We start from the raw sequence: 21,819 nt of genomic DNA on the forward strand, positions 1-21,819 counted from the left end.
TCTTGCGCCGGGTGCTAGCCCTGCCTGGCGACGATCACGGGTGCGCGGACCGCATGTACCACCGCGGTGCTGACCGACCCGAGCAACATCCCGGAGAATCCTCCGCGCCCATGGCTGCCGACAACCACAAGCTGGGCGGACTCCGCGTGCTCGATCAGGTGCTGGGTGGCACGGTTGACCACGACGACTCGACGGACCACCACGTCTGGATAGCGTTCCCGCCAGCCGACCAATCGCTCGGCCAGCGTTTCGTCGGCCGCCGCTTGCAGCCCCGACCACGACGTCCTGGTGGTGCCGGTCCAGTCCCGATTCGCCGCCGCGGGGATCTCGGCATCGGTCCAGGCGTGTAGCGCGACCAGTTCCGCACCCCGCCAGGAGGCCTCGTCGAAAGCGATGGCGGTGGCAAGCTCCGACGCCGGCGAGCCATCGATGCCGACCACAACCGGCCCCTCAACCGGTGACGGGACTTCGCTGGGTACCACCGCGACCGGGCAGTGGGCGTGATGGACCAGCCCGGTGCTGACCGAGCCCAGCAGCATGCGCTTCACCAACCCCTGACCGCGACTGCCCACCACCACCAGGTGGGCTTTCCTGGACAGCTCGACGAGCGCGGGAACGGGTGACTGCGAACTGAGCTCATGGATGATGCGCAGACGATGATCGCCGGTGGCGTCCTTGACGATCTGCACCGCGTCGGCCAGAACCTGCTGGGCCCGCGTGTCCAGTTGCTGCAGAAGTTCATCGGGAGCCGGGTCGCCGAACCATTCGACCTTGGGCGCAGCGTCCGGCACGTAGGCCGCAGCATGCACCACGGTCAGTGCCACGTTGCGCATCGTGGCCTCCTGGACGGCCCATTTCAGCGCCGCATCGGAGCCGGGCGAGCCGTCGATGCCGATGACGATTCCCGGATCCACTACCTCGCCGCCCATTCCGCCGCCTATCCCTTGAAAGCTCCGCTGCCTAGGTTCGACGCTAGAACCCGGTGGCGCGGTCGTCAGGAGGCATTCGTCCCAACCCTTAGGGACCAAACGACCTTTCACTTCGGCCCCGCGATGCCGGCACACCGCGTGACAACGGTGCCGCGAACCAGCGCCACGATGTTGCTCGCTGGTCGTCCGGCTAGCGGCGGCACCCGGCCATCAGGTAAGACTTTTCAATGAACCGGTGATGGCGTCATGGTAAACGGAACGTGAACTACCTAGACTAATCCCAGGCCAGCGCTGAGCCGGCGCCGGCAACACTGCAATGGACGGCGTGATGGTTGGGCTAGTTCATCAAGACCCCGGCATCGGGTTGACTGCCGGAGAAATATTTGCCGGATACACCATCCTCCGGTTGCTGGGTTCCGGCGGCATGGGCGAGGTCTACCTCGCCAAGCACCCACGGTTGCCCCGCCACGAAGCGCTCAAGGTCCTCGGCGCCGGCGTCTGTGCCGACGACGACTATCGTCGTCGCTTCATCAGGGAGGCCGACGTTGCCGCCGCGCTGTGGCATCCGAACATCGTCCGGGTGAACGACCGGGGCGAACATGCCGGCGCTCTCTGGATCTCGATGGACTACGTCGAGGGAACCGACGCGGCGAGCCTGCTACGGGACCACTACCCGGTCGGCATGCCGGCAGATCAGGTGTCGACAATCATCGCGGCGATCGCCAACGCGCTCGACTACGCGCATCAGCACCATGATCTGCTGCACCGCGACGTCAGCCCGGCGAACATCTTGCTCAGCGACCCCGGCGAAGACGGCCAGAGAATCCTGTTGGGCGACTTCGGAATAGCGCGCAACATCGGCGACGCCAGTGGTCTGACCGCCACCAACATGACCATCGGAACGTTCCCCTACGCCGCGCCCGAACAGCTGATGGACGAACCGATCGACGGACGTGCCGATCAGTACGCGCTCGCCGCCACCGTCTACCACCTGCTGACCGGGACAACATTGTTCCCGCACACCAACCCGGCCGTGGTGATCAGTCGCCACCTGTCCACCCCGCCACCGGCGCTGGCCCAGACCCGCCCCAAACTCGCGGCCTTCGACCCGGTGCTGGCCGTGGCTCTGGCGAAGAATCCCGCCGATCGATACGCCCGATGCATAGATTTCGCGCACGCGTTCGCGCGGGCCGCCCGCTGTGGCCGGCACCCGAAGTCCTCGGCTTCGACCATGCCGGCACCTCTGGCGAGCAGGCCGGCCAAGGCCACCCCGGCGCCTCGAACCTTGGCTGACCGCGAAACGCCGCAACGGCGCGGTAGGTGGCGCATCTTCGCGGCAGCATCGACGGTGCTAGCGCTCACTGCCGTCGGCGCCAGTGGCTACTCGATCTCCAATGACACCACTGCCTCTGCGCACAGGACGCTGGCCGCATCCCCGGAACAAGGCCCTCCGCCGTCGCCGACCCAACCGGTGGCACAGCACCCGCCACCGCCGCGGCCCATGCCACCCGTGCCGGCCCCGCACCGAGTCGCGCCGCCACCACAGCGACCGGCCGAAACCCAGATCATTTCCGCGCCAACGGTTTCCAGAATTCCCGCGCCCGTTGTGGCGCCGCCGGCACCACCACATCCCCCCAGCCCCGACCAGAGTTTCCTGTCCCTGATGTCAGAGATTCCCGGTATCACCGTCACCGACCCCGCAACCGCGGCCGCCACCGGCCGTGCCGTATGCACCAGCCTGCAAAACGGGGGAACCCCCCATGATGCCGCCGCCGCGACCGTGAACAACACCGGAATCACGCCCGTACAGGCGTCCGCCGGCATCAACGCGGCGATCACCGCCTACTGCCCGCAGTACCAGGGATAGGAAAGCCGCCAAAGGGGCATCGCCCGCTCGGGAGGTGGGTTAGCCGCCGACCCTGCCCTGCGCGGCGAGCAGCCCAATGTCATTGCGGAAATGACTGCCCGGCAGACGAATCGACCCCAGAATGCGGTACGCGTCCGCGCGCGCCGCGGCCAGGTCAGCACCGGTTCCCACCGCCGAGAGCACCCTGCCCCCGGATGACACGATCGCCCCGTCGTCGCGGCGTGCCGTGCCCGCATGCAAGATCCCGTCAGCGTCGGCGCCGACGATGACGTCGCCAAGGCGGGGCCGTCCGGGATAGTTCTCCGCGGCCAGTACCACCGCCACCGCGGCACCCTCGCGCCAGCGCAGTTCGCCGAATTCGGCCAGCTTTCCGCTACCGGCGGCGTGCAGCAACTGACCGAGCGGTGAGTCCAGCAACACCAGCACTGCCTGGGTCTCCGGATCACCGAAACGGCAATTGAATTCGACCACCGCCGGCCCCTTCGCGGTGATCGCCAGGCCGGCGTAGAGCAATCCGGAGAACGGGCAACCACGCCGAACTAGCTCGGCCGCAACGGGTTCGATGATCTCGGTGACGACTTGCCGGTAGCTGTCGTCGGGCAGCCAGGGCAGCGGCGCGTAGGCGCCCATTCCTCCGGTGTTGGGGCCGGTATCACCTTCTCCGGCCCGCTTGAAGTCCTGCGCCGGTAGCAGCGGCACCACGGTCTCACAGTCGATCACGCAGAACAGCGATACCTCGGGGCCGTCCAGATACGACTCCAGCAGCACCGGGTGCCCCGCTTCCAGCAGCCCGGCAGCGTGTGCCCGGGCGGCATCACGCTCCGGTGTGACCACCACACCCTTGCCCGCGGCCAGGTGGTCGTCTTTCACCACCCAGGCCGGGTCACCGGCGGGCGGCCCGAATCGATCGAGAGCGGCGTCCAAGCGCGCGGGGTTATCGACGATCTCGCTGCTGGCGGTGCGTACCCCGGCCGCGGCCATCACCTCTTTGGCGAACGCCTTGGATCCCTCGATGCACGCCGCGTCCTTGCTGGGGCCGAAACACACGATTCCGGCCGCGCGAACGGCGTCGGCCACCCCGAGGACCAGTGGCACCTCCGGGCCGATAACCACCAGGTCGGCGCGCACCTCGCGGGCCAGCGCGACGACGTCGTCACCGGAGGTGACATCGACATCGTGTTGCTCGGCCAGCCGGGCGGTGCCCGCGTTCCCGGGAGCGACAACTAGCCCGCTGACCTGCGGGTCGCGGGCGAGTGCCAGCAGTAGAGCATGTTCACGGGCACCGGAGCCGATCACCAGGACGCGCACGGGGCAAGCCTAGCGGGCTCACCCGGCCCGGTACCGTCTCAGTCCGGCTTGCCGCCCGAGTGCATCTTCAACGCGTCGTCGACGTTGCCCTTCTTGTCCTCGCCGGCGCCCTTCGCCGCGGCCTTCTTACGCCGCGCCACCACGGTGTCGACCGCACCATTGAGCCCCGAACCCAGCGGAAACCCGAGGTAGTGGGTGAGGAAGACCGCCATTTCCTTCAGTTCGGCCTCGGTGAGTTCCCCGTTGAGCAGCGCGGCGTTGATCTGGATCTCGGCCAGGTCGCGATTTCCGATCGCCGTCACCGCCGTCAGCGTCATGAGACGTCTGTCGCGCATCGACAGCCCCGGCCGGGTCCAGATCGTGCCGAAGAGGTGATCAACGGTCGGGTCGAAGTACGCGTCACCCTCGATGTTGGGCATCTCCCAGCCGTAGACCTCGTTCATCTTGTCCAGGCCCTTGCGGCGCAGTTCGTCCATTACGCGTCCTTCTGTGTGTGCGGTACCCCAAGACCGGGCGCAAGCCGCTCCAGCGCGAGCCTAGCCAGCGGCAGATCGACCGACAGCGCCTCACCCAACGCCAGCGCCAGCCCCAGATCCTTCTCACCAAGATCGCGGGCGTGCACAAATCCGTCGTACAGGAAATGGCCAGGCTCAAGGTCTTTCGTGTTATCACGGAACATGATCGACCCGGCGCCGCTGGTCAGTTTGTCCGTGTGGCGCACCACGTTGCCCAGATCCTGCAGGTTCACCCCACTTGCCTCGGCCAGCTTCCAGGCCTCGCCGACGGCCGCATAAATGGTGAAGGTCAGCATGTTGCGGGCCAGCTTCATTCGGGTGCCCGCACCGGGCGGGCCGGCATGTACCACCAGCGATGCCCAGCACGAGAACGGCTCTTTGACCCGGGCAAAGACGTCGTCGCCGGCCCCCACCATGGTGGCCAGTTGGCCCTTGCTAGCGGCTCCCGCACCACCGCTGACCGGCGCGTAAATGACGTGAATCCCGCGCGGGCGCAGTTCCCGCGCGAGTTCTTCGGCGGTGGTGTCGCTGATCGTGGAGTGAATCGCAATGATGGTGCCCGCGCGCGCGTGTGCCGCCAGACCGTTCGCACCGGTGATCACCTCACGCACCTGGGCGTCGTTGAGCACGGTCACGCTGATGATGTCGGCGCCGGCGACCTCGGCGACGCTGGCGGCGGCGCTGGCGCCGGCTTCGGCCAACGGCGTCATCGCCTCGGCCCGGACGTCGTAAACCACTAGGCCGCCGGGCCAGTCGAGCAGGCGTTTGGCCATCGGGGCACCCTGGTTGCCCAGACCGATGTACCCGAGTTTCGGGTGCTCAGACATGTGCGCCGCTCCTTGTCATCGCTTGGCTTTGCATCGTCTCCGGTGGCTACGAGCGGATGATCTGGCCGCCATCGACATTGAAGATCTGCCCGGTAATCCAGGAGGCCTGGTCGCCGAGCAAGAACAGGCACATCCCCACCAGGTCCTCGGGAGTCCCCATCCGGCTCAACGGGATCTGCTTGACCATGTCCCTGACGAACTCGCCGGGCGTGACGGTTCTGGTGGCTTCGGTGTCGATCGGTCCCGGCGCGATCGCATTGATCCGGATCTTCATTCCGCCAAGCTCACGGGAAAGCTGTTGGGTAAGCCCGTTGACCCCGACTTTGGCCAAACCATAGAAGTTCGAGTACAGCCACGCCGCCGTCGACGACTGGTTCACGATTGCCCCGCCACCGCGTTTGGCCATGTGCTTGTACACGGCGCGCGTGCACACCAGCACCCCGTCGTGGTTGACGCTCATGAACTTCTTGTAGTAATCCAACGGCACCGTCAGCAGTAGGTCGAGCTTCATGCCGCCGTAGATCGCGGCGTTGTTCACCAGGTAGTCGATGCCGCCGAACTCGCTGACCGTACGATCGGCCATCGCCCTGGCCGACTCCTCATCGGAAACATCCACGGGCACATGAATTGCCGTGCCACCGTCGGCGACAATCTGCTTTGCGGTCTTCTCGGCGGCCTCGGCATTGATGTCGGCGACGACCACGCGCGCACCCTCGCGAGCCAGGGTGTCCGCATACGCCTGGCCAATACCCTGCGCCGCCCCGGTGACGATCGCCACCTTGTTCTCGAACTGTCCCACGCGTTCTCCTCTAGTTCGCCGCAGTCGCAATCAGCTTGGTTTCCAGGTACTCCTCGAATCCGGCGAGGCCCATCTCACGCCCGATCCCGGATTGCTTGTATCCCCCGAACGGCGCATCAGCGCAATACCAAACCCCGCCGTTGACGTTCACGGTGCCCACCCGCAGCCGCGCGGCGACGTCGGCGGCTCGCTGCGGGTCACCGCCATAAACGATGCCCGACAAGCCATACGGTGAATCGTTGGCGATGCGCACGGCGTCATCGTCACCGTCGTGGGCAAGCACCGTGAGCACCGGACCGAAGATCTCTTCGCGCGCGGGCCGGGCATCGTTGGTCAGACCCGCGATCACCGTGGGCTCGATGAAGTAACCGACCTGCCGGCCGGCCGGCCTCCCGCCGCCGCAAGCGAAGGTTCCGCCTTCGGCGATCGCCAAGTCGAGATAACCCTGTACCCGGTCCCGCTGCCGTTGCGAAATCAAAGGACCACAAACCGTTCTGGCATCATCAGGATCGCCGGGCCTGATCGACGACATGGTCCCCGCAGCTATTGCGACGGCCTCGTCGTAGCGGGCACGCGGCACCACCAGCCTGGTGGTGATCGCACACCCCTGCCCGGCATGCATGCTTGCGGTGAAGGCCGATACCGAGCTCGCCGCGGCCAGGTCGGCGTCATCGAGCACGATGAAGGCCGATTTGCCACCCAGCTCCAAGAACATTCTCTTGATGGTGGCCGCCCCATCGGCCATCACACTGCGGCCGGTCGCGGTGGATCCGGTGAACGAAACCATGTCCACGCGAGGGTCTTTGGCCAACAGAGCGCCCAGGCCGTGTTCGCTGGAGGTGACGATGTTGACGACGCCGGGTGGGATGTCGGTGCAATCGGCGATCAGTTCGCCGAGCACCGCCGCGCACCACGGTGTGTCCGGTGCCGGTTTCAGCACGACGGTATTGCCCGCGGCTAGCGCGGGGCCCAGCTTGGCGAGGTTGATCTGGTGCGGGAAGTTCCACGGCGTGATGGCGCCGACGACGCCCACCGCCTCGCGAACGACGGTGCGCCGCGTCGGGATGCCCATGGGCGCCGCCGCACCGAGATCCTGCTTCCAGGAATAGGATTCGGCGGTGTCGGCAGAAAAGGCCAGGTCATTGACCGGACCCTCCAATTGAGCGGCGGCGGTGAGCATCCGCGGCGCCCCGACTTCGGAGATGGTCAGCGCGCGCAGCTCCTCGATGTGTTCACGCATCGCGTCACGCAGCTGCCGCACGCATCGCACCCGCAATTCGGTGTTGCGCGACCAATCGGTGTCGTCGAATGCGCGGCGCGCAGCCTCGATCGCCCGGTCCATGTCACCCGCATCGGCATCGGCCGCCACGCCGAGCGTTTCCTCGGTGGCCGGGTTGACGGTCGCAAAAGTACCCGCCGCACCCTCGCAGCGCTTGCCATCGATGAACAGTGAGCTGACTCCGTCGGCCAACAGGGCCATCTACCGCTCCCGCCTCCGTGCTGATGAAGGACCAATCTAATGGACAACTGTCCGATATCGATGGGCCAACCATAGCTTCAAGCGCGGCGACGGTGCAAGGTCCGGCCCCGCCGGCGACCGCCAATCCCCCCGGTTATAGGTGTTAGGACCGCATTTTCAGGCACAGGGGTTGCCTCGCCTCGTAACCACCCTCTAGCTTGGACATGTGTCCAGCGATGCACTGGTTACGGTCACCGACCAGCAACAGCACGAGTCCGGAGATCGGCGGCGCAACCGTCGCCAGGAGGAGACCTTTCGCCGGGTGCTGGCAGCTGGCATGGACACCTTGCGGGCGAGCTCCTACCCGGACCTGACAGTCCGGATGGTGGCGGCCCGCGCCGGGGTGTCCCCGGCCACCGCATATACCTACTTTTCGTCGAAGAACCACCTGATCGCCGAGGTCTATCTCGACCTGGTGCGCAAGGTCCCCTTCTTCACCGACGTCAACGTCGCGATGCGCGATCGGGTGGTACAGGCGCTGCGGCACCTGGCCCTGGTGGTAGCGGATGAACCCGAGGTGGGGGCCGCGTGCACGGCGGCGCTACTGGGCGGCGGCGCCGACCCCGCGGTGCGCGCCGTGCGCGATCAGATCGGCGCCGAGATCCATCGCCGGATCGCCTCGGCCATCGGTCCTGGGGCGCAACCCGGCACCATCGCGGCGCTCGAAATGGCATTTTTCGGCGCGCTGGTACACGCCGGCAGTGGGGAGTTCACCTATCACGAAGTTGCCGACCGGCTGGCCGACGTCGCGGTACTGATCCTGGTCGGCGCGGGGCAGGCGGCCCCCGGCGACGATTTGGCAGAGCCAGCCGCCGAGGCGGGCGAGGACGCATGAGCGTGCACGTGGGGGGACCCGAGCTGGTCCTTGATCCCTATGACTACGACTTCCACGAGGATCCGTATCCGTACTATCGGCGGCTGCGCGACGAGGCCCCGCTCTATCACAACCAGGAGCTCGGGTTCTGGGCGCTGTCCCGGCACCGCGACGTGCACCAGGGATTCCGCAACAGCACCACGCTTTCCAACCGCGACGGAGTTTCGCTGGATCCGGTGTCACGCGGGCCCCATGCCACCAAGACGATGTCATTCTTGGCGATGGACGACCCGGCCCATCTACGGCTGCGCACGCTGGTCTCGAAAGGCTTTACGCCAAGGCGGATTCGCGAGCTGGAGCCGCGGGTGACCGAGCTGGCCGTGGCGCACCTGGACACCATGCTGGACATGGCCGGCGGCTCCCAGACGGTCGACTATGTGGCCGAATTCGCCGGCAAGCTGCCGATGGATGTGATCTCCGAGCTGATGGGCGTTCCGGTCGCCGATCGTGATCAGATCCGGGCGATGGCAGACGGGGTGATGCACCGCGAGGACGGTGTCACGGATGTGCCGGCGTCGGCCATCGAGGCATCGATCAACCTCATCGTCTACTACCAGCAGATGATCGCCGAGCGGCGTAAGAAGCCCTCCGACGATCTGACCTCCGCGCTGCTGGCCGCCGACGTCGACGGCGACCGCCTCACCGACGAAGAAGTGCTCGGTTTCATGTTCTTGATGGTGATCGCCGGAAATGAGACGACGACCAAACTTATCGCCAATGCCGCGTTTTGGGGCCACAAGAACACCGATCAACTGACACCGATCTACGCCGATCTTTCTCGAGTGCCGCTGTGGGTCGAGGAAACCCTGCGCTATGACACCTCGAGCCAGATCCTGGCCCGCACCGTCGTCGGTGAACTCACCCTCTACGACACCACGATCCCCGAGGGGGACGTGGTGCTCCTGTTGCCGGGCTCGGCCCACCGTGACGAGCGGGCATTCCGGGATCCCGACAAGTACCTGATCGGGCGCGAGATCGGCTCGAAGTTGCTGAGTTTCGGTAGTGGCGCGCACTTCTGTCTGGGAGCACATCTGGCTCGGATGGAAGCCCGGGTGGCACTGACCGAACTGTTCAAACGAATCCGTGGCTACCAGGTCGACGAGGGCAACGCCGTGCGGGTCCACTCCAGCAACGTCCGCGGATTCGCTCACCTGCCGATCACCGTGGAGGTCGCCTGATGCCTCGCTTCCAGCCCCACCCGGATCGCCGGCCCGCGATCGTCGCCGGCGCGTCATCGGGAATCGGCGCCGCCACCGCGGTCGAGCTGGCCGCCCATGGCTTTCCGGTTGCGCTGGGCGCGCGGCGGGTGCAGAAGTGTGAAGAGATCGTCGAGAAGATTCGCGCCGATGGCGGCGATGCCGTCGCGCTGGCCCTCGATGTCACTGACGCAGATTCGGTCAAGGATTTCGTGCATCAGGCCACCGAGCGGCTCGGCGACATCGAGGTGCTGGTCGCCGGCGCCGGCGACACCTACTTCGGTCGACTCTACGAAATCGACACCGAGACTTTCGAATCGCAGGTCCAGATCCATTTGATCGGGGCGAACCGGCTGGCCACCGCGGTTCTTCCGGGCATGCTCGAACGCCAACGCGGGGACCTGATCTTCGTGGGTTCGGATGTGGCGCTGCGCCAGCGCCCGCACTTGGGCGCCTACGGCGCGGCCAAGGCCGCGCTGGTGGCAATGGTCACCAACCTGCAGATGGAATTGGAGGGCACCGGCCTGCGTGCGTCGATCGTGCATCCCGGCCCGACCAAGACGGCGATGGGCTGGAGCCTGCCGGTCGAGTCGATCGGCCCGGCACTCGAGGACTGGGCCAAATGGGGTCAGGCGCGCCACGATTACTTCCTGCGAGCATCCGATATCGCCCGGGCCATCACATTCGTGGCGGAAACACCCAGGGGTGGGTTCGTGGCCAACATGGAGTTGCAGCCGGAAGCCCCGTTGGCCGCCACCACGAACCGTCAGCAACTCAAAGTCGATGAGAAGGACAAGGATTCATGACGACAGCGATCGTGCCGCGAGTGTCCGGCGGCGAAGAGGAACACGGACATCTCGAGGAGTTCCGCACCGATCCGATCGGGTTGATGCAGCGGGTGCGCGACGAATGTGGCGACGTGGGCTGGTTCCAGTTGGCCAACAAGCACGTTGTCCTGCTCTCTGGCGCTAAGGCCAATGAGTTCTTTTTCCGCTCCAGCGATGAATAACTCGACCAGGCCGAGGCCTACCCCTTCATGACCCCGATCTTCGGCAAAGGGGTGGTGTTCGACGCCAGCCCCGAGCGGCGCAAGGAGATGCTGCACAACTCGGCATTGCGTGGCGAGCACATGAAAGGGCATGCCACGACCATCGAACGCGAAGTGCATCGGATGATCGAGAATTGGGGCCAGGAAGGCGAAATCGACCTGCTGGAGTTCTTTGCCGAACTGACCATCTACACCTCGACCTCGTGTCTGATCGGCACGAAGTTCCGCAACCAGCTCGACTCCCGGTTCGCGCACTTCTATCACGAGCTCGAGCGCGGCACCGACCCGCTGTGCTACGTGGATCCGTATCTGCCGATCGAAAGTTTCCGTCGGCGAGACGAGGCCCGAAAAGGCTTGGTGGCGTTGGTCCAGGACATCATGCACCAGCGGGTCGCCAACCCGCCGACCGACAAGCGTGACCGCGACATGCTCGACGTGCTGGTGTCGATCACCGATGAGCAAGGCAATCCGCGGTTCTGCGCCGATGAGGTGACCGGCATGTTCATCTCGTTGATGTTCGCCGGGCACCACACCAGTTCGGGCACCTCGGCCTGGACGCTGATCGAGCTGCTGCGCCACCCCGACGCGTATGCCGCCGTGATCGATGAGCTCGACGAGCTCTACGCCGACGGCCAGCCGGTGAGTTTCCACGCGCTGCGCCAGATTCCACGGCTGGAGAACGTGTTGAAGGAGACGCTGCGGCTACACCCGCCGTTGATCATCCTGATGCGGGTGGCCAAGGGCGAATTCCAGGTCGAGGGTTACCCGATTCACGAAGGTGAACTGGTTGCGGCTTCACCGGCGATCTCCAACCGGATTGCCGAGGACTTCCCCGATCCGGATGAGTTTGTGCCCGAGCGCTACCAGGAGCCGCGGCAAGAGGATTTGATCAACCGCTGGACCTGGATCCCGTTCGGCGCCGGACGGCATCGCTGCGTGGGTGCGGCATTCGCCACCATGCAAATCAAGACGATCTTCTCGGTATTGCTGCGCGAGTACGAGTTCGAGATGGCGCAGCCCGCCGACAGCTATCGCAACGACCACTCCAAGATGGTGGTTCAGTTGGCGCGCCCCGCCAGGGTGCGCTACCGCCGCAGAAAATTGAGCGACAACCGGGGCCACTGATGAGCTACCGGATTGAGGCCGACCTGGATCTGTGCCAGGGCCACGCCATGTGCGAATTGGAGGCACCGGACTACTTCCGGGTGCCCAAGCGAGGCAAGGTCGAGATCATCGATCCCGAGCCCCCGCCCCCCCCGAGCAAGCCCGCCCAGAGATAGAGCAGGCGGTGCGAATGTGTCCAACCCAAGCACTATCGATCAAAGCGAAAGAAGACTGAGGACGATGGCGTCGTTCGAACGTAGCGAACTTGAACAGTGGGTGCAGTCCTGGCTTCAGGCCAACAGGGACTGCGAGGCTGCGGGCGACTGGAAGCCACTGGCCGACTTCTACGCCCCCGATGCCACCTACGGATGGAACATCGGCCCGAAGGAAGACGTGATGTGCGTCGGGATCGACGAGATCCGCGACGTCGCGCTCGGGTACGAGATGGAGGGCCTTCAGAACTGGCAGTACCCCTATCAGAAGGTCATCATCGATGACCGGCAGGGCGAGATCGTCGGCTTCTGGAAGCAGGTCGTCACCGACGGCGACGGCGGCCGACAGGAGATCTACGGCATCGGCGGCAGCTGGTTCCGGCTCAACGCGGACAAACTCATCGAGTGGCAGCGCGACTTCTTCGACTTCGGACACGTGCAGGCGCTGTACCTGGATCTGATGAAGGCCGGGAAGCTGTCCGCGGGCATGCAGCGGCGCATCGAGCGCAGCCTCGCCGGTGAGCGGCTTCCCGGCTACTACCCGCTGGGTAAGACGCCCGTCCCGATCTGGTGACCCGGGTACGGCCAGCCGCTCCATGCACCCAACCAAGCATTTGTTTTGTTGCGCGCGCTATGCTGGCCGAAAAGAGTGTCCTGTGGCACTCGTCACTACTGCCTGGGCGTCCGCGTCCGGCAGTTCTGATCAATTCAATGGCGAAATGAGGTCAGGTCCAACGTGAAGACAAAAGGCGCTCTGATCTGGGAGTTCAACCAGCCGTGGTCGGTCGAGGACATCGAAATCGGCGATCCGGTCAAAGACGAGGTCAAGATTCAGATGGAAGCGGCGGGCATGTGCCGCTCCGACAACCACCTGGTCACCGGCGGCATTCCGATGGCGGGTTTCCCGGTCCTGGGCGGACATGAGGGCGCCGGTGTCGTGACCGAGGTCGGCCCCGGTGTGGACGACATCACCCCCGGCGACCACGTGGTGTTGTCCTTCATCCCGTCCTGCGGCAGATGCCCGACCTGTCAGGCCGGCCTGCGCAATCTCTGCGACCTGGGGGCGGGGTTGCTGGCCGGCGCCGCGGTGTCCGACGGCACCTTCCGCATCCAGGCCCGCGGCCAGAACGTCTACCCCATGACCCTGTTGGGCACCTTCTCACCGTACATGGTGGTACACCGCAGCTCAGTGGTGAAGATCGACCCGGCCATTCCTTTCGAGGTCGCCGCCCTGGTGGGTTGCGGCGTCACCACCGGCTATGGCTCGGCAGTTCGTACCGCCGACGTCCGCCCCGGCGACGACGTCGCCATCGTCGGTCTTGGCGGGGTCGGCATGGCGGCGCTGCAGGGCGCGGTGACCGCCGGCGCCCGCTACATCTTCGCCGTCGAGCCGGTGGAGTGGAAACGCGACCAGGCGCTCAAGTTCGGCGCCACCCATGTCTATCCCGACATGGAGGCGGCGCTCATGGGGATCGCCGAAGTCACCTACGGGCTGATGGCCAAGAAAGTGGTGATCACCGTCGGCGAGTTGCAGGGCTCCGACATCGACACCTACTTGGCGATCACCTCAAAGGGCGGTACCTGCGTGGTCACCGCGATCGGCAGCCTGCTGGACACTCAGGTCAACCTGAACCTGGCAATGCTGACCCTGATGCAGAAGAACTTGCAGGGCACCATCTTCGGCGGCGGTAACCCGCAATACGACATTCCGCAACTGCTGTCGATGTACAAGGCGCGCAAGCTCAACCTCGACGACATGATCACCCGCCAGTACCGGCTGGAACAGATCAACGAGGGCTACCAGGACATGATTGACGGCAAGAACATTCGCGGCGTCATCCGCTTCACCGACGCCGACCGGTAGGCCGCTCGGCACGAGGCGCGTGGGCCTGGGTGACCCGCTTTCCGCACCTGTTGGCGCCGGGGCGAATCGGCACCATGGCGCCGCGCAACCGGCCGGTGAGGTCTGCGATGGAGACGAGGTTCGACACCACCGACGGGCGGCCAGCCCAGCGCACCCGTGACTGTTTCGCGGCTCGCGCCAGAGGTGGCGTGGATCTGATCACGGTGGGTGCCAACGGGGTTGATCACCGGCACCCCGACACTCCCGGTGGCCTGCATCTGGCCACCGACGCGGCGGTGCACGCGCCGCGCGCGCCATTTGACGACAGGAGATAGCGATGACCCAAACCGCCCAGTCCCCCGCATTGGCGGCCTCGCAGGCGTCATGGCGCTGCGTTCAAGCCCACGACCGCCAGGGGTGGCTCGCCTTGATGGCCGACGACATCGTCATCGAGGATCCGATCGGCAAGTCCGTGACCAACCCGGACGGCACCGGGGTGCGGGGCAAAGATGGTGTGGCGAACTTCTATGACACCAACATTGCGGCCAACCAGCTGTCGATCACCTGCGAGGAGACCTTTCCGTCGAGTTCACCCAACGAGATCGCCCATATCCTGGTGCTGCGCAGCAGGTTTGACGACGGCTTCACCAGCGAGGTCCGCGGCGTGTTCACCTATCGCGTCAACGACGAGGGGCTCATGACCAACATGCGCGGATACTGGAACCTGGAGATGATGAAGTTCGGCAACCAGGAATAACTCATCCGATACGGCCGATTCCGGTGATGTTGCCCTGCATGATCTTGTTGTCCATCAGGACCATGCAGGCCGTTTGGATCGGATCACTGAGGATGGTGGCCGATTTCGGTTGCTGTAGCAGCACTCGACCGTTGTTCGGATCGATGACGGCAAACGCGAAGACGTCCAGCGGGGTGGTGTTGTCCAGGCCGATCCGCGTGATGGTGTAGATCAGGCCGTCGGCAATAGACAGGTGGGGCAACGCCGCACTGCGAGTACTGCTGTCCCACACGGTGCGACATCCGGTGGGCTCGACGTCGACCCGAGTCATTCCCCCGACGAACGGCGCGGTCGGGGGCACCGCGGGGCCCGCGCCCGCCGGCACCGCCGGATACGGGTAGCCGTAGGTGCTGGCGATGAACATGGACGTCCCGGCGCCGATGGGCGAGTTCTCACTGCCCGGCCCGCCTTGAGTCAGCACCGGCTGCTGGCAGATCAGGTTGCCCGTTCCGGACTCGTAGATCAACGCGTGCACCAGCGGGTCAGCGTTGTCGACGATGGTCAGGTAGTCCGCACCGGTGGGCCCGAAATAGGTTGGGGTGGAACCGGTGCCCCAGCTGAGTTGTCCCGGCTTGCGAGCCGGGCCGCGATCGTAGGGCTGCCGCCACAGCACCTGCGGATTGCCGACGCCGTCCAGGTTGAGCTCGTAGAGAGCGGCGGTGGTGGCCACGCCGACGCGGTTGGCCGGCGAGGCCGAGATGCTGTTGGCGACTTGCTCACCGGGGTCCAACTGAACGCTGGCGACACCACCGCCCACCTTGGCCACTCCGACCACGCCGCTGCCGGTGGCGAACCACACATTTCCCAGGTAGTCGGGGACCACACCCACGGACTGATCGCCGGCCGGGATGGCACTGGACACGTCGGTGGACTCGGTGATGCTCAATTGCCAGCAGCCCTTGCTGTCCTTGGCATGAGCGATACGCAGTAGGTGGTTGGTCCCGTCGATCATCACCAGCTGGTTGTTGTTGTCCAGGTAGGCATACACGCCGCCGAGCAGACCTCCTTTGGCGATGCCGAGGCTCGCCAGCGGTATGACATGTGGAACCAGGCCGCCGGGATCGATCAGATAGACGATGGGGGCCTGGGTGATGTCGTTGGTGCACAGGGCCAACACCAATCCGTCAGTCCCCTGGGTGATGCTCGGACAGGCGGCCAGCAGCGGGTAGGCAAAGATCGGCGCCAGCCGCGCACCGGGGCCGGGGAGCGGGCCCGCGTCTGCCGATCCGGCGTCATTGTGCATGGACGCCAATCCATTCGGCGCGATGAACGGGCTGGGCGGGGCCAGCGGACCGAATGCGGCGGCGGCGTGCGTGGCGGGCGGGAAGACGGCGGGCAGCGCCGAAATGGCACACGCGGTAAGCAATGCCGTGGGTATGGCGAGCACTGCCGCAGGAAACCGCACGTAGGTCCCCTCCCGTGTATTGGGTCACCGAGGATCTTGACGAACGCGGAAAACGACACGGCCACATCGGGTTAACGATTTTGTCTCGAAAAGACTTGTGGCCAGTAACATGATGGTTGAGTTGTCCGAAAATCACTGTGCGACTGTAATTTCGGATATTTCGACCGGGCAGGTTCGGCGCTCCGAATGCCGCGCGCCACGGCAATCCCATCAGGCCAGAACGAATGAGATGTGCCCCTTGGCGCCCTGGATCCGGCCGGGAGAGCCGATGACGCACCGACCCGATGACGGACTACAAGGCTATGAAGTCCCGGCAGTCCTGCCCAAAAGTCGGCGCCAGGGTCCGGCCTGCGAGTAACCTCATGGCCACAGATTGCGCGAGGGCCGACGATCGGCACGCCTCCCTCGTGCTCTCGAGGAGAGACCCGTGTCGTATGTCGTTGCAGCGCCCGATTTTCTGAGCACCGCGGCCGAGGATTTGGCCGCGATGAGGTCGGCGGTCAGCACGGCCACCGCAGCGGCCGCCCGATCCACGACTCTGCTGCTGGCCGCGGGCGCCGACGAAGTCTCCACCCACATTGCGGCGTTGTTCAGCACGCACGGCCTGCAGTATCAGCTGGCCAGCGCCCAAGCGGCGGAGTTTCACGAGCGGTTCGTGCTCACCTTGGCGGCCGACGCCAACACGTATCTGACCACCGAGATCGCCAACGCGCAGCGATGTCTGGCCGGCGCGATCAACGCCCCCGCCACGGCGCTGCTCGGGCACCCGCTGCTCGGCGCCGACCCGACGGCCTCGGCCAGCACCGCAGCCACGCCCGCCGGGGGTGCCTCGATGGCGCCCGCGGCGGCAGGCACCAGGATTACGGTCCCGGGGGCCGGACCGCTTTACTATCCGAGATTCCTCACCGAGCTGCCCTATCTGGGACAGGCACTCCTGCTGGGCATTCCGGGGCCGAGTTCGGCGTCGATCCTGCAGGGATATGACTTGATCAACCATGCGATCGGAGAAAACTGGTTCCCCGACACCATCGCTTCGGTCATCAACTATCCGGCCAGCATCGGCATCCTCAGCGGCAGTCTAGCCGCCCCCGACACCAACACGGCCGTCGCCATCGGAACGCGGATGCTCCATGAGCAGATCATGAGCGCGGTGACCAATGGCAGCGGGTTGCCGGTGCACGTGGCCGCACTGTCACAAGGCACCATCGTCGCCAACCGCGAGTTGGCTTACCTGGCAACCGACCCCAACGCGCCACCGGCCCATGCCCTGGAGTTCGCCTTGTTCGGCAGCCCTGAGCTCGGTTTGGCGCACATCTACTTGCCCGATGGCCTGACCGTGCCGTTGATCAACTACACGGTGCACGGCCTGTCCAACACCCAATACGACGTCAGCGTGGTCAATGGCCAATACGACTTCTGGGGCAATCCGCCCGACCGGCCATGGAATCTCCCGGCCTGGGTGAACTCCCTGTTCGGGGCCGCCTAGTACCACAACACGTCATCGTTCGCCTCGCTGTCGGACGCGGTCGAAGTGTCCAGCGTGACCACCTCGCTGGGAGGCACGATCACGACGTACCTGATCCCGTCCCCGACGTTGCCGATGCTGTTACCGCTCGAGCAGATCGGTGTCCCGGCGCCGATCGTCGCGGGCCTCAACTCGGTGCTGGCACCGATCGTCAACGACGGATACTCCTCGCTGACTCCCAACGCCGGCCCCTACTTCTCGCAAGGAGCGCTGGTCGGTCTGCCCAGCGCGGCCGATGTGCTGGGGTCCTGGCCATGGCCAGCGCTGGGGTCAGTGACGGCACACATATGCTGAACCAATGGCGTCGATCTTCACCAAGATCATCAACCGTGAACTGCCCGGCCGCTTTGTCTACGAGGACGACGACGTCGTCGCGTTCTTGACGATTGAGCCGATGACCCAGGGCCACACGTTGGTGGTCCCGCGCGCCGAAATCGATCAGTGGCAGACCGTGGACGGCGCGGTATTCGGCCGGGTGATGGAAGTCAGTCAGCTGATCGGCAAGGCGGTGTGCAAGGCGTTTGGCACCGAACGCGCCGGCGTCATCATCGCCGGGTTAGAGGTCCCACACCTGCACATCCACGTCTTCCCCACCCGCCACTTGAGCGACTTCGGTTTCGCCACCGTCGACCGCAATCCGTCACCGGAATCACTGGACGAAGCGCAAGCCAAAATCAAAAAGGCGCTATCGGAGCTGACCTGAATCGGTCTAACTGACCGGCTCGGTGAGTTCCACCGCCGCCTCGCTGACGCGCGGCAGCGTGACGCGAAAGCAACAGCCCTCCCCCGGCGCGGTCGTCAGCGTGACATCGCCGCCGTGCGCCTTCACCAGGGAGTGGACGATCGACAGACCAAGCCCGGTCCCACCACTGGCGCGGGCGCGCGAAGAGTCGGTCCGGTAGAACCGCTCGAATACCCTGGCCGCGTCCTCCGCGGGCATCCCGGGACCTTTGTCGGCCACTTCCAGGACCGCGTTCTCGCCAGCCGTGCCGACCCGCACGGTGACGTCGGCGCTGTCGGGCGTGTGCTGCAGCGCGTTGCCGACGAGGTTGCTGAGCACCTGGCGCAACCGGGGCTCGTCGCCGAGCACCTCCGGTGTGCCCGGGCCCTCCAGGACTTCGACGGTGATGGCGCGCTTCCGGTCGATCGCCCGCGCATCGTGCACCGCATCGGCGGCAAGAACCAGCAGGTCCACCCGGTTGCGCTCCAGCGGCCGTTGCACGTCCAGGCGGGCCAGCGTCAGTAAATCGTCCACCAGCAGGCCCATCCGGCTGGCTTCGCTCTCGATCCGCGACAGCAACATGGCCACATCGCGCGCCGCGCCCTGGCGATACAGCTCGGCGAAGCCGCGGATCGTGGTCAGCGGGGTACGTAGTTCGTGGCTGGCATCGGTGATGAAACGCCGCATCCGTTCTTCGGAACTGCGCGCCTTTTCCGCCGAATCCTCCGACGCCGCCAGCGCTACTTGGATCTGGGACAGCATTCCATTCATGGCGAGCGAAAGCTGGCCCACCTCGGTTCGGGGATCACGTTCTGGCACACGGCGATCCAGCTGACCCGAAGCGATGGCCGCGGCGGTCTGCTCGACTTCGGACAGCGGCCGCAGGCTGCGTTGCACCACCGCGAAGCCGGCCAGGCCGACCACCACAAGTACCCCGGCCCCAATGCCGATCTGCAGCCAGACCAGCGACCGCACCGTGTGCTGAACGTCGGACAGATCGATGGCCACCGTCGTCAGGCCGGCCTGCGGCCCGTGCACCGAGACCGCCCGCCACTCGATGTTCGAGCCGTTCACCGAGGGCAGCGTCGTCGGATCCGAACCCACGTCGTTGTCGGCGGGCAGCGCCGGCTCGGCGTTGCGGTCGTTGATGGCCGTCATGGCCCGACCGTCGGGACTGATGCTGCGCACGTAGAACTTCGACGGAGGCCGGGCCGGGTCGGGGCCTTCAACGCTGGGCATCGAATGCCGCCAGGAGGCTTGCGCCCAGGTGCGCGAGGCTTCCAGCAGCGTCGAGTCGATCCTGCTGACCAGGCTGTGTCGCAGGATCGAGGTGACCGCCACGCCCGAGGCCAGCAGGCCACACAACACCAGGGCGAGGGTGGCCGCGACCAGACCCACCCGGAGCGGCACTGCGCACGGAAGACGTTCGGCCATCGCGGCGCTCCTCCCTAACCTGCCGGGCTAGGGAGCACGCTCATCGCGGCTCCCGCAGCACATAGCCGACCCCACGCAAGGTGTGCAGCAGCCGCTTGTCGCCGGTATCGATCTTGCGCCGCAGATACGACACGTAGGACTCGACGACGTTGACGTCGCCACCGAAGTCGTAGCGCCACACATGGTCGAGAATTTTCGGCTTGCTCAGCACCGTGCCCGCATTGATCACGAAATAGCGCAACAAGGTGAACTCGGTGGGCGATAGCGACACCGGCTGGCCGGCCTTCCACACTTCGTGGGTTTCCTCATCGAGCTCGATATCGGCGAACGTAAGGCGGGAATTGCGCGGCTCTGCGCTGCCCTTGCCGGCGCGGCGCAGAATTACCCGCAACCGGGCAACGACCTCTTCCAGGCTGAAGGGCTTTGTCACGTAGTCATCGCCGCCCAGGGCCAGCCCCGCGATCTTGTCCTGCAGCGAGTCCCGGGCGGTCAAGAACAGTGCGGGTGCATCGATGCCGTCGGCCCGCAGCCGCCGCAGCACACCGAAGCCGTCCATCCCGGGCATCATCACATCGAGAATCACCGCGTCCGGGCGGGTTTCCCTGGCCCGATCCAACGCCTGCGCGCCGTTGGTCGCCGTGTGCACCTCGAATCCCTGAAACTTCAGACTGACCGAGAGCAGCTCGACGATGTTGTCCTCGTCGTCGACAACGAGAATGCGCGCTTCTGGTGTGGTGGCCTCGCCCGGGGTTGTGGCTGTCATGACATTAATTCCTGCAACATGCAGCTGAAAGCTTGCTTAACGTTCATTGTGTACTTCCTGAAAGCTCGTTGACAGTCACCTGCTAATAGTCTGCCAGGAATAATCGTGCCTGCCCGAACCCGGACGCAATTATTGCGGCGCGTCGTGAATAGACTCACAGAATGAACGTCGGCCAAAGCCTGGTGGCCTTTGCCACCGCCCCCGCCCGCGCCGGTCTCGCCGCCGCTGAGGCCAGCCTCAACCTCGCGGGAGCCGCCGTCGGCCTGGCCAAGCAAGCGCTCGGCGAAACCAGCACCGATGCCGGCAACAACGCCATGGCCAGCGTGCTCGGCATCGAGGACGCGATCGTGCGCGCCAACCGGCTGGCCAAGCTGCTCGACGAGGATGCGCCGTTGGGGCGGGCGATCGCGCCCAACGGCCCGATGGACCGGATGCTGCGCCCGGGCGGGGTGGTCGACCTGCTGACCGCGCCCGGTGGTTTGCTCGACCGCGTGACCGCCGAGGGCGGCGCGATGCATCGCGCGCTGCAGCCGGGCGGGCTGGCCGATCAACTGGTCGCCGAGGACGGCTTGATCGAGCGGGTCCTTTCCGAGGACGGGCTGGCCGATCGGTTGCTGTCCGAAGGTGGTCTGGTCGACAAGCTCACCGCCAAGAACGGGCCCCTCGAACAGCTCGCCGATGTGGCCGACACCCTGGCCCGGCTGGCCCCCGGCATGGAGGCGCTGGAGCCGGCGATCGAGACCCTGCAAGACGCCGTCGTCGCGCTCACCATGGTGGTCAACCCGCTGAGCAGCATCGCCGAGCGCATCCCGCTGCCGGGCCGGCGTCCCGCGCGCCGTTCGTCCTCACGCCCGGTGCACTCCCAGCGAGTGGTCGACGCCGACGAGTGAGGGGTTAGGCTGGCAGCGGTCTTACCGGCCTCCTTAGCTCAGTGGTAGAGCACTCGCCTTGTAAGCGAGCGGTCGTCAGTTCAATCCTGACAGGGGGCTCCACCTGGCGCCCGGCAGCAACCGCCTTGGGGGCAGCACCAGCCTCGATGGCCGGGTAGGGTCCATTGGCGAGCGCGCCATGGCGATCCAACCCATTGCCCAGTTGTCGGCACCCAGCCGCCCGGCACCGCTTCGACGCGCGAAA

The 21,819-nt window shown here is 65.7% G+C and carries 19 protein-coding genes, 1 tRNA gene and 3 pseudogenes; 14 read left to right on the forward strand and 9 right to left on the reverse strand.

Annotated features, from left to right (window positions below):
* Positions 1-14: 14 nt before the first annotated feature.
* On the reverse strand, positions 15-929 hold the full coding sequence (locus MPSD_RS25285; RefSeq protein WP_086084730.1) for a universal stress protein: 915 nt from the start codon (positions 927-929) through the stop codon (positions 15-17).
* A 328-nt stretch (positions 930-1,257) separates the two neighbouring features.
* On the opposite strand from MPSD_RS25285, the gene MPSD_RS25290 reads away from it, so the two are divergent.
* Positions 1,258-2,796, forward strand: a complete 1,539-nt coding sequence (locus tag MPSD_RS25290) for a serine/threonine-protein kinase (RefSeq protein ID WP_036427100.1) — start codon at positions 1,258-1,260, stop codon at positions 2,794-2,796.
* Positions 2,797-2,835: 39 nt separating this feature from the next.
* Here MPSD_RS25290 and purD read toward each other — a convergent pair whose 3' ends face one another.
* Genes purD through MPSD_RS25315 form a run of 5 tightly spaced genes read right to left on the reverse strand, consistent with a single transcriptional unit; the run spans position 2,836 to position 7,725 of the window.
* Positions 2,836-4,104: a phosphoribosylamine--glycine ligase gene (gene purD, locus MPSD_RS25295; RefSeq protein WP_086084731.1), complete on the reverse strand. Its 1,269-nt coding sequence runs from the start codon at positions 4,102-4,104 to the stop codon at positions 2,836-2,838.
* 38 nt (positions 4,105-4,142) lie between these two features.
* The gene (locus MPSD_RS25300) at positions 4,143-4,580 is read right to left on the reverse strand and encodes a carboxymuconolactone decarboxylase family protein (protein WP_086084732.1); all 438 of its coding nucleotides are present in this window, start codon (positions 4,578-4,580) and stop codon (positions 4,143-4,145) included.
* Positions 4,580-5,446 carry an NAD(P)-dependent oxidoreductase gene (locus MPSD_RS25305; protein ID WP_086084733.1) on the reverse strand — a complete coding sequence of 289 codons (867 nt, stop codon included), beginning with the start codon at positions 5,444-5,446 and terminating at the stop codon, positions 4,580-4,582. The genes MPSD_RS25300 and MPSD_RS25305 overlap by 1 nt, the downstream gene beginning before the upstream one ends.
* Positions 5,447-5,492: 46 nt before the next feature.
* Complete coding sequence (locus tag MPSD_RS25310; RefSeq protein WP_086084734.1) at positions 5,493-6,245, reverse strand: SDR family oxidoreductase; 753 nt, start codon at positions 6,243-6,245, stop codon at positions 5,493-5,495.
* 10 nt (positions 6,246-6,255) lie between these two features.
* Positions 6,256-7,725 carry an aldehyde dehydrogenase gene (locus MPSD_RS25315; RefSeq protein ID WP_020785808.1) on the reverse strand — a complete coding sequence of 490 codons (1,470 nt, stop codon included), beginning with the start codon at positions 7,723-7,725 and terminating at the stop codon, positions 6,256-6,258.
* Between the two features lie 205 nt (positions 7,726-7,930).
* Here MPSD_RS25315 and MPSD_RS25320 point away from each other — a divergent pair, with 205 nt between their 5' ends.
* The 9 genes and pseudogenes from MPSD_RS25320 to MPSD_RS25360 all read left to right on the forward strand — a co-directional run bounded on the left by MPSD_RS25320 (position 7,931) and on the right by MPSD_RS25360 (position 14,798).
* Entirely contained in the window at positions 7,931-8,599 is a 669-nt protein-coding gene (locus MPSD_RS25320; RefSeq protein WP_012396459.1) for a TetR/AcrR family transcriptional regulator, read from the forward strand.
* Positions 8,596-9,816: a cytochrome P450 gene (locus MPSD_RS25325; RefSeq protein ID WP_086084735.1), complete on the forward strand. Its 1,221-nt coding sequence runs from the start codon at positions 8,596-8,598 to the stop codon at positions 9,814-9,816. The genes MPSD_RS25320 and MPSD_RS25325 overlap by 4 nt, the downstream gene beginning before the upstream one ends.
* The gene (locus MPSD_RS25330; RefSeq protein WP_086084736.1) at positions 9,816-10,640 is read left to right on the forward strand and encodes an SDR family oxidoreductase; all 825 of its coding nucleotides are present in this window, start codon (positions 9,816-9,818) and stop codon (positions 10,638-10,640) included. Before MPSD_RS25325 ends, MPSD_RS25330 begins: the two co-directional genes overlap by 1 nt.
* Positions 10,637-12,007, forward strand: a pseudogene (locus MPSD_RS25335) (cytochrome P450). Before MPSD_RS25330 ends, MPSD_RS25335 begins: the two are co-directional and overlap by 4 nt.
* Positions 12,007-12,221: pseudogene (locus MPSD_RS25340) on the forward strand (ferredoxin). Before MPSD_RS25335 ends, MPSD_RS25340 begins: the two co-directional pseudogenes overlap by 1 nt.
* Positions 12,222-12,226: 5 nt before the next feature.
* Positions 12,227-12,772: a nuclear transport factor 2-like protein gene (locus tag MPSD_RS25345; RefSeq protein ID WP_012396463.1), complete on the forward strand. Its 546-nt coding sequence runs from the start codon at positions 12,227-12,229 to the stop codon at positions 12,770-12,772.
* A 162-nt stretch (positions 12,773-12,934) separates the two neighbouring features.
* Complete coding sequence (locus MPSD_RS25350; RefSeq protein WP_015357318.1) at positions 12,935-14,062, forward strand: NDMA-dependent alcohol dehydrogenase; 1,128 nt, start codon at positions 12,935-12,937, stop codon at positions 14,060-14,062.
* 107 nt (positions 14,063-14,169) lie between these two features.
* Positions 14,170-14,376 carry a hypothetical protein gene (locus tag MPSD_RS25355; protein WP_232022670.1) on the forward strand — a complete coding sequence of 69 codons (207 nt, stop codon included), beginning with the start codon at positions 14,170-14,172 and terminating at the stop codon, positions 14,374-14,376.
* Between the two features lie 2 nt (positions 14,377-14,378).
* Positions 14,379-14,798 (forward strand): ketosteroid isomerase family protein, encoded by a 420-nt coding sequence (locus tag MPSD_RS25360; protein WP_036426221.1) that lies wholly within the window; start codon positions 14,379-14,381, stop codon positions 14,796-14,798.
* 1 nt (position 14,799) lies between these two features.
* On the opposite strand, the gene MPSD_RS25365 is transcribed toward MPSD_RS25360, so the two are convergent.
* Positions 14,800-16,242, reverse strand: a complete 1,443-nt coding sequence (locus MPSD_RS25365; RefSeq protein WP_020785799.1) for a hypothetical protein — start codon at positions 16,240-16,242, stop codon at positions 14,800-14,802.
* Positions 16,243-16,729: 487 nt separating this feature from the next.
* Here MPSD_RS25365 and MPSD_RS25370 point away from each other — a divergent pair.
* Positions 16,730-18,061 (forward strand): annotated as a pseudogene (locus MPSD_RS25370) (PE-PPE domain-containing protein).
* A 4-nt stretch (positions 18,062-18,065) separates the two neighbouring features.
* Positions 18,066-18,470 carry an HIT family protein gene (locus MPSD_RS25375; RefSeq protein WP_011738794.1) on the forward strand — a complete coding sequence of 135 codons (405 nt, stop codon included), beginning with the start codon at positions 18,066-18,068 and terminating at the stop codon, positions 18,468-18,470.
* A 6-nt stretch (positions 18,471-18,476) separates the two neighbouring features.
* On the opposite strand, the gene MPSD_RS25380 is transcribed toward MPSD_RS25375, so the two are convergent.
* Together MPSD_RS25380 and phoP are read right to left on the reverse strand one after the other, a co-directional pair.
* Complete coding sequence (locus MPSD_RS25380) at positions 18,477-19,922, reverse strand: sensor histidine kinase (protein ID WP_086084738.1); 1,446 nt, start codon at positions 19,920-19,922, stop codon at positions 18,477-18,479.
* Between the two features lie 40 nt (positions 19,923-19,962).
* Entirely contained in the window at positions 19,963-20,685 is a 723-nt protein-coding gene (gene phoP, locus MPSD_RS25385; protein ID WP_020785795.1) for a two-component system response regulator PhoP, read from the reverse strand.
* A 161-nt stretch (positions 20,686-20,846) separates the two neighbouring features.
* On the opposite strand from phoP, the gene MPSD_RS25390 reads away from it, so the two are divergent.
* Together MPSD_RS25390 and MPSD_RS25395 are read left to right on the forward strand one after the other, a co-directional pair.
* Complete coding sequence (locus tag MPSD_RS25390) at positions 20,847-21,575, forward strand: hypothetical protein (RefSeq protein WP_020785794.1); 729 nt, start codon at positions 20,847-20,849, stop codon at positions 21,573-21,575.
* 27 nt (positions 21,576-21,602) lie between these two features.
* A tRNA-Thr gene (locus MPSD_RS25395) sits at positions 21,603-21,677 on the forward strand.
* Positions 21,678-21,819 lie beyond the last annotated feature (142 nt).

Source organism: Mycobacterium pseudoshottsii JCM 15466, assembly GCF_003584745.1.
Classification (GTDB): Bacteria; Actinomycetota; Actinomycetes; order Mycobacteriales; family Mycobacteriaceae; genus Mycobacterium; species Mycobacterium marinum.

Coding starts and splice junctions, on each gene's coding strand:
- MPSD_RS25285 (WP_086084730.1), bottom strand. CDS start 929: ATGGGCGGCGAGGTAGTGGATCCGGGAATCGTCATCGGCATCGACGGC.
- MPSD_RS25290 (WP_036427100.1), top strand. CDS start 1,258: ATGGTTGGGCTAGTTCATCAAGACCCCGGCATCGGGTTGACTGCCGGA.
- MPSD_RS25300 (WP_086084732.1), bottom strand. CDS start 4,580: ATGGACGAACTGCGCCGCAAGGGCCTGGACAAGATGAACGAGGTCTAC.
- MPSD_RS25305 (WP_086084733.1), bottom strand. CDS start 5,446: ATGTCTGAGCACCCGAAACTCGGGTACATCGGTCTGGGCAACCAGGGT.
- MPSD_RS25315 (WP_020785808.1), bottom strand. CDS start 7,725: ATGGCCCTGTTGGCCGACGGAGTCAGCTCACTGTTCATCGATGGCAAG.
- MPSD_RS25325 (WP_086084735.1), top strand. CDS start 8,596: ATGAGCGTGCACGTGGGGGGACCCGAGCTGGTCCTTGATCCCTATGAC.
- MPSD_RS25330 (WP_086084736.1), top strand. CDS start 9,816: ATGCCTCGCTTCCAGCCCCACCCGGATCGCCGGCCCGCGATCGTCGCC.
- MPSD_RS25345 (WP_012396463.1), top strand. CDS start 12,227: ATGGCGTCGTTCGAACGTAGCGAACTTGAACAGTGGGTGCAGTCCTGG.
- MPSD_RS25355 (WP_232022670.1), top strand. CDS start 14,170: ATGGAGACGAGGTTCGACACCACCGACGGGCGGCCAGCCCAGCGCACC.
- MPSD_RS25360 (WP_036426221.1), top strand. CDS start 14,379: ATGACCCAAACCGCCCAGTCCCCCGCATTGGCGGCCTCGCAGGCGTCA.
- MPSD_RS25375 (WP_011738794.1), top strand. CDS start 18,066: ATGGCGTCGATCTTCACCAAGATCATCAACCGTGAACTGCCCGGCCGC.
- MPSD_RS25380 (WP_086084738.1), bottom strand. CDS start 19,922: ATGGCCGAACGTCTTCCGTGCGCAGTGCCGCTCCGGGTGGGTCTGGTC.
- phoP (WP_020785795.1), bottom strand. CDS start 20,685: ATGACAGCCACAACCCCGGGCGAGGCCACCACACCAGAAGCGCGCATT.
- MPSD_RS25390 (WP_020785794.1), top strand. CDS start 20,847: ATGAACGTCGGCCAAAGCCTGGTGGCCTTTGCCACCGCCCCCGCCCGC.